General features: G+C 63.3%; 8 protein-coding genes. All 8 read right to left on the bottom strand.

The annotated features are described in order from the left end of the window. Positions 1–692: amino acid ABC transporter substrate-binding protein (locus Q0S16_RS15665; RefSeq protein WP_295849882.1), on the bottom strand; the 692-nt coding region annotated here is incomplete at its 3' end. 55 nt (positions 693–747) lie between these two features. Then, positions 748–1,344, bottom strand: coding sequence for a L,D-transpeptidase (locus Q0S16_RS15670; RefSeq protein WP_295849866.1), 597 nt, complete (start codon positions 1,342–1,344; stop codon positions 748–750). Between the two features lie 83 nt (positions 1,345–1,427). After that, a complete protein-coding gene (locus tag Q0S16_RS15675; RefSeq protein WP_295849868.1) occupies positions 1,428–1,559 on the bottom strand; it encodes a DUF2474 domain-containing protein in 132 nt (43 codons plus the stop codon). Next, positions 1,559–2,560 (bottom strand): cytochrome d ubiquinol oxidase subunit II, encoded by a 1,002-nt coding sequence (gene cydB / locus Q0S16_RS15680; RefSeq protein ID WP_295849871.1) that lies wholly within the window; start codon positions 2,558–2,560, stop codon positions 1,559–1,561. The genes Q0S16_RS15675 and cydB overlap by 1 nt, the downstream gene beginning before the upstream one ends. Further along, complete coding sequence (locus Q0S16_RS15685; RefSeq protein ID WP_295849873.1) at positions 2,557–3,969, bottom strand: cytochrome ubiquinol oxidase subunit I; 1,413 nt, start codon at positions 3,967–3,969, stop codon at positions 2,557–2,559. The genes cydB and Q0S16_RS15685 overlap by 4 nt, the downstream gene beginning before the upstream one ends. Positions 3,970–4,046: 77 nt before the next feature. Further along, on the bottom strand, positions 4,047–4,598 hold the full coding sequence (locus Q0S16_RS15690; RefSeq protein WP_295849875.1) for a thioredoxin family protein: 552 nt from the start codon (positions 4,596–4,598) through the stop codon (positions 4,047–4,049). A gap of 22 nt (positions 4,599–4,620) precedes the next feature. Further along, the gene (locus Q0S16_RS15695) at positions 4,621–5,310 is read right to left on the bottom strand and encodes a cytochrome c biogenesis CcdA family protein (RefSeq protein WP_295849877.1); all 690 of its coding nucleotides are present in this window, start codon (positions 5,308–5,310) and stop codon (positions 4,621–4,623) included. 233 nt (positions 5,311–5,543) lie between these two features. Then, entirely contained in the window at positions 5,544–6,155 is a 612-nt protein-coding gene (locus Q0S16_RS15700; RefSeq protein ID WP_295849879.1) for a sigma-70 family RNA polymerase sigma factor, read from the bottom strand. Positions 6,156–6,433: the final 278 nt, after the last annotated feature.

A 6,433-nucleotide genomic window follows, 5' to 3' on the forward strand; every position in this document is an offset into this window, starting at 1 on the left:
TCCTTGGAGATCACGTCGGGCAGGATGACATGGTCGTCGGGCCGGCCCAGCGTCAGCCGCAGCGCATAAAGCTGCGAGGCGTCGGCGGTGAAGGTGTCGCACTGGCCAGCATTATAGGCCTTCACGGCGTCGTCGAGCCTGGCGAATTTCAGCTCGGCATATTTGATGTTGTTGCTCCGAAAATAGTCGGCGAGATTCAGCACGGTGGTGGTGCCGTCCTGCACGCAGACCTTGCTGCCGTCGAGATCGAGCGCGGCGTCGAGCTTACGCGCCTTCGGCACCATGAAACCCTGGCCGTCATAATAAGATACCGCCGGGAAATACAGTTCGTAATTGGTCTCGCGCGACAGGCTCCAGGTTGAGTTGCGGCTGAGGATGTCGACCTTGCGGCTCTGCAATTCCTTGAAGCGGTCGGTGGCGTCGAGTGGCACGAAACGCACCTTGTTGGGGTCGTTGAAGATCGCGGCGGCGACCGCGCGGCAGAAATCGACATCGAAGCCGGCCCAGTTGCCCTTGTCGTCCGGCGTCGAGAAGCCCGGCAACCCGGTATTGACGCCGCACAGCACGGCATCGCGGCGAAGCGTGCGCTTCAGCGTCTTGGTGTCGTAGCGTTCATAGGTAATGGCGGCGGCGGCAATGCCGACAGCCACAACGAGGCCGATGGCAAGGCCGGTCGCAAAGGTTCGCTTCATCCACATGGGTTTACTCACCGGCAATCGGAGAAAGGTGGGAAGATCGGGGCGGGTGTTACAGTTCGGGCCTCTGGCGCACGATCACCTTGGTGCCGACCGGGATCCGGTCGTACAGATCGGCGACGTCGGAATTGACCAGCCGGAAGCAGCCCGATGACACGGCGGTGCCGATGGTGTCGGGCCGGTTGGTGCCGTGGATGCGATAGACGGTGGCGCCGAGATACAGCGCGCGGGCGCCGAGCGGGTTGCCGGGGCCGCCGGCCATGAAGCGCGGCAGATAGGGCTGGCGCTCGATCATCTCCGGAGGCGGCGTCCAGTCCGGCCATTCCGCCTTGCGCGAGATCTTCAGCAGACCCTGCCAGGTGAAACCGTCGCGGCCGACGCCGATGCCATAGCGCAACGCGCGGCCATTGCCCTGCACCAGATAAAGATGGCGTTCGGCGGTGGCGATGATGATGGTGCCGGGCGCTTCGGTGGTACGGTACAGCACCATCTTCTTCTGGAACTCCGGCTCCAGTTCCACGGTGTCGTCGGCGATCAGGCCGGGCTCGTCGCCGACATCGGGCTGCGCCGCGAACCCCGTCGATGCCCAAAGCAGCACGCCGGCGGCGAGCGCGAATTGAAGCCAGATGGCACGTCGAACCTGAATCATCGCAGGGGCTCCGGTGAACTTTTGTCGTTATGTATCACAACCGCGTTAACTGAACCAGTAAACGTCGGGGGCCCGTGACCGGCTTACTTCGCCGCGATCCATAGCCGCAGACCATAGGCAACGAGTGTCACGCTGCCCACGCCGCCAGCCCACAGCGCGATGAACCACAACAGGCGTTGCCACAAAGGCCGCGGCGTCTCAACAGGCGGTGGCATCAATGGTAGCCCGCGCCGGCCCGGACCTTGCCGCGGAAGACGTAATAGGCCCAGCCGGTATAACCGAGGATCAGCGGCACCAGCACGACAACGCCGTAGCTCATGAACACCAGGCTGTTGTCGGGGGCGGCGGCCTGCCAGATGGTGATGCTGCGCGGCACGATGTAGGGCCACATACTGATGCCCAGACCCGCATAGGACAATGCGAACAGCAACAGCGACAGGAAAAACGGCCGATAGTCCTGCTGGGCCTTGAGGCTGCGCAGCAGTACGATGGTCACGGCGACGACCGCGACAGGCACCGGCGCGGTACCGAGGATGTTCGGCCAGGCCAACCAGCGCGTGGCATATTCGTGATCGAGGAACGGCGTCGCGAGGCTAACCGCGGCGATGGCGCCGAGCATGGCGAACAGCAGCCAGCGGCTGAGCCGACCGGCACGATCGCGCAGTTGGCCCTCGGTCTTCATCACCAGCCAGGTCGCGCCGAGCAGGCCATAGCCTGCGATCAGCGCCAGCCCGGTCAGCACGCTGAACGGCGTCAGCCAGTCCCACCAGCCGCCGCCATATTGCCGGCCGGAGACGCTGACGCCCTGCAGGATGGCGCCAAGCGCCACGCCCTGCGCCAAGGTCGCCAGCAGGGAGCCGCCGGCAAAGGCGATATCCCACAGATTGCGCTCACGCGTCGTGCGCCAACGGAATTCGAAGGCGACGCCGCGAAACACCAGTCCGAGCAGCATCACGATCATCGGCGTGTACAGAGCCGGCATCAGCACCGCATAGGCCAGCGGAAACGCCGCCATCAGCCCGCCGCCGCCGAGCACCAGCCAGGTTTCATTGCCGTCCCACACCGGCGCGACGGTGTTCATCATCGTGTCGCGGTCGGCCTTTTCCGGAAACAGCGGAAACAACATGCCGATGCCGAGGTCGAAGCCGTCCATCACCACATAGACGAACACGGCAAAGGCGATGATGAAGGCCCACACGGTAGCAATGTCGATCATGACGATTGTCCTGGCGCGGACATTGCCGGGACGGGCGTGAGGCCGGCGGCACGCACCGGGCCGTCCTCGCCGCGCGGGCCTTCCTCGCCATGGTGCGGCGGGGCCGCCATCAGCCGTGCCAGATAGATGCCGCCGGCGGCATAGACCAGGAAATACACGATGCCGAACGCGATCAGCGACGACGCCACCGCCGGTGCCGCCAGCGGCGACACGGAATCGGCGGTGCGCAGCAGTCCGAACACCGTGAAGGGCTGTCGCCCGACCTCGGTGGTTACCCAGCCGGCCAGCACCGCGACAAACCCCGCCGGTCCCATCGCCATGGCGAAGACCAGCATCGAGCGTGACTGATAGAGCTGGCCGCGGAAACGCATCACCAGGCTGACCAGCCCGAGCGCCAGCATCAGGAAGCCGATCCCGACCATGATGCGGAACGACCAGAAGGTGACCGGCACCGGCGGCCAGTCCTGTCGCGGAATGGTATCTAGGCCGGCGAGCGGCGCGTTGAGGTCATGCTTGAGGATCAGCGACGACAGCTTCGGCACTTCGATGGCATAATCTACCCGGGCTTCCTTCTGGTTCGGCAGTCCGAACAGGATCAGTGGCGCGCCGTCGGGATGGCTCTGGTAATGGCCTTCCATCGCCATCACCTTGGCCGGCTGATGTTGCAGCGTGTTGACGCCGTGCTGGTCGCCGGCGAAAATCTGCAGTGGCGCCACGATGGTGGCCATCCACATTGCCATCGAGAACATCACGCGCGGGCCGGGCAGCCGGGAATCCTTGAACAGATGGAACGCGCCGACCGCGCCGACTACCAGTGCGGTCGTCAGATACGCCGCCAGCACCATATGGACCAGGCGATAGGGAAAAGACGGATTGAAGATCACCTTCCACCAGTCGATGGCGACGAACTGCCCGGCGGCGTTGATGGCATAGCCGGCCGGCGTCTGCATCCAGGAATTCGCCGACAGGATCCAGAACGCCGAGAACAACGTACCGATCGCCACCATCAGCGTCGCGAGGAAATGCAGCCGGTGCCCAACCCTTTCGAGCCCGAACAGCATGACACCGAGAAAACCGGCCTCGAGGAAGAACGCTGTCAGTACCTCATAGGCCATCATCGGCCCGATCACCGGGCCGACCTTGTCGGCGAAGGCCGACCAGTTGGTGCCGAACTGGTAGGACATCACGATGCCCGAGACGACGCCCATGCCGAAGGCGATGGCAAAGATCTTCAGCCAGTAATTGAACAGGTTGATGAAGACGTCACGCCCGGTCCACAGCCACAGTGCTTCCAGTACCGCGAGATAGCTCGCCAGCCCGATCGAGAACGCCGGAAAGATGATGTGAAATGACATAGTGAAGGCGAATTGCGCCCGCGCCAAAACGATCGCATCCCAGCCTTCGAACATCGGGTCATCCAATATGATATGGTCCCGAACAGTATCACAGCGGCCGCTGCGATACCATGCCGCGGCCGCCACCTCGCTTAGCTGCCAGTCTTCAACAAGCTGCTGACAGCATGGTCGATTTGCTCATATTGGCCTTCGCCATCATGGTGGTAGACAATTTGTCCACTTTGATCGACGATGTATTGCGCCGGCCAGAAGCGGTTGCCGAAGGCATTCCAGGTCTTCGACTCATTGTCCTGCGCCACCGGGTAGGTAATGCCGTGACGCTTCAGCGCGGCCTGGACATTGCCGGACGATCTTTCAAACGGGAACTCCGGGGTGTGGATGCCGATCACCACGAAACCCTGGTTCTTGTATTTCGCATAAAGCGCGGTGAGGTGCGGCAGCGTGTTGACGCAGTTGACGCAGCCATAGGTCCAGAAATTCACCAGAACGACCTTGCCGCGCAAGTCGGCGATCCGGAGCGGCGCTGAATTGAACCAGTTGCCGAGCCCGACGAAGTCGGGTGCCGCGTCCCGCGCGGCGGCGATCTGTACCGGTACCGCCTCGGCGGCGAATGCCGGCGCCGCGGCGCCGCTCAGGCAAAGACCGATAACGGAGGCCGAGGTCGCAAGCGATCGAAGAGTCATGGCAAGCTCCAGTACGAGGGTATCAAAGGCCGATCTGGCCGGTGGGATAAAATCCTGTCAGCCACGCTACGATCAGCGTGTCGTACTGAAAGTAGGAGGCGACCGCGAAGCCGATCACGACGACGCCGAAGCCCAGCCGCAGCCGCGGCGAAATCCGCGCCACGCTGCGCACGTGGCGGGTGACCGCCTGTCCGCCATAGGCAATCGCCAGCATCGGGATCGCCGCGCCGATGGCGTAAGCGACCATCAGTATGCTGGCTCGGGTAATGTCTCGCGAGGTCGCCACGATGGTCAGGATCGAGCCGAGCACGGGCCCCGCGCATGGCGTCCAGATCAGGCCCAGCGTCGTGCCGAGAACGAAGCCGCCAAGATTGCTGCGGTCGGGGGTGGCCACGCCGCCGGAGAATCCGCCGAGATGGCTGGACAACCGTTCAAACGGCGCTGGAAATATCATCAGCAGGCCGAACCCCAACAGAAGTACGGCGGCCGCCATGCGAAGCACATTCGGATCGAACGCGAAAATCTGCGTCAGTCCGCCGAGCAGCAGCGCCACGGATGAAAACGACACGACAAACCCGGCAGCGATCAGGGCGGGCCGGGCTCGGCTGGTTTGTCCGAGGGATGAACCGAGCAGTATCGGTAACACAGGCAACGTGCAGGGGGTGACGATGGTCACGATGCCGGCCAGCAAAGCGAGAGCGAGATTAAACATTGGCCGCATCCATGGGTCCTACCTGTCAGGCCGTATGGCATGACAGACGCTTGATGGTGCTTCGCCGCCGGGGGGGCCGTCGTTACCTCGCGCGCGTCACGTGTTCGTGAGAGCGGTCTGCGCCGTTATCGCCGCGGCATTTCGTACCGGACAGAAAACGACCCGGAAGGGGGCATCCCGTCCGGGTCGTGGAGGTTGAGAGGTTGAACTAAAATCCGGAAAAGCCTCGCGGATCACGCCGCGAGGCTATCGATGCCGGCGCTTTTCAGGAGCCCGGCCAGTTGCTTGCGGGCATAGAACATCCGCGTCTTCACCGTGGAGGCCGGAATGCCGATCAATGCTGCGACCTCTTCGACCGATTTCTCATGATAGTAGACGAGGTTGACGATCTCGCGATGCGCCGGCGACAGTTTGGCGACGCAAGCGCGCAGGATGGCACTGGTGCGGCGGCGGTCGAGCGAGGCTTCGGGGGTGTCGCCCTGGTCGGCGATCTCCAGGACATCGTCCTGGTCGATGTCCTCGTGCTTGCGCTGGCGCAGCGCGGTCAACGCCTTGAAGCGGGCGATCGACAGCAGCCAGGTCGAAACCTGCGAGCGGCCCTCGAACTGGCCGGCGGTGCGCCAGACGTCGAGGAACACCTGGCTGACCAGGTCCTCGGCAAGGCTGGCGTCGCGCAGCATCCGCAGCACGAAGCGATAGACCCGGACGTTGTGGCGCGCATACAGCGTGTGCATCGCGTGCCGGTCGCCGCCGGCGATGTTTTCCAGCAGCATTTCATCCGAAGTGGCGCGGGCGGCAATGATGCCCTGCTGGCCGGCGGCGTTGATGGCGATGACGTTCTGCATGATCGGCTCCCGTGAGGCAACGCAATGGCGGCTTCGTTGGGAGGAGTGTTAAGGAAAGCGGGTTTCAGGACGTCGTCGCGACAAGCGGAAAATGGTTTCATGTCACCATTGAATGTGTTGTTCGCTCCGGTGCGACGACATATTCGAGTGTGAAAGCTCAATGATTTGAATGGGGGAGTGCCGTCGTTCCGGGGCCCACACGGGTGGCGCAGCCGACCGCGTGCGAACCCGGAACCTCGAAGTGTTGGGTTGACCGTCTCTGGTGCAGAACATCTCCA

Origin of the sequence: Tardiphaga sp., assembly GCF_025356345.1 — a bacterium.
Classification (GTDB): Bacteria; Pseudomonadota; Alphaproteobacteria; order Rhizobiales; family Xanthobacteraceae; genus Tardiphaga.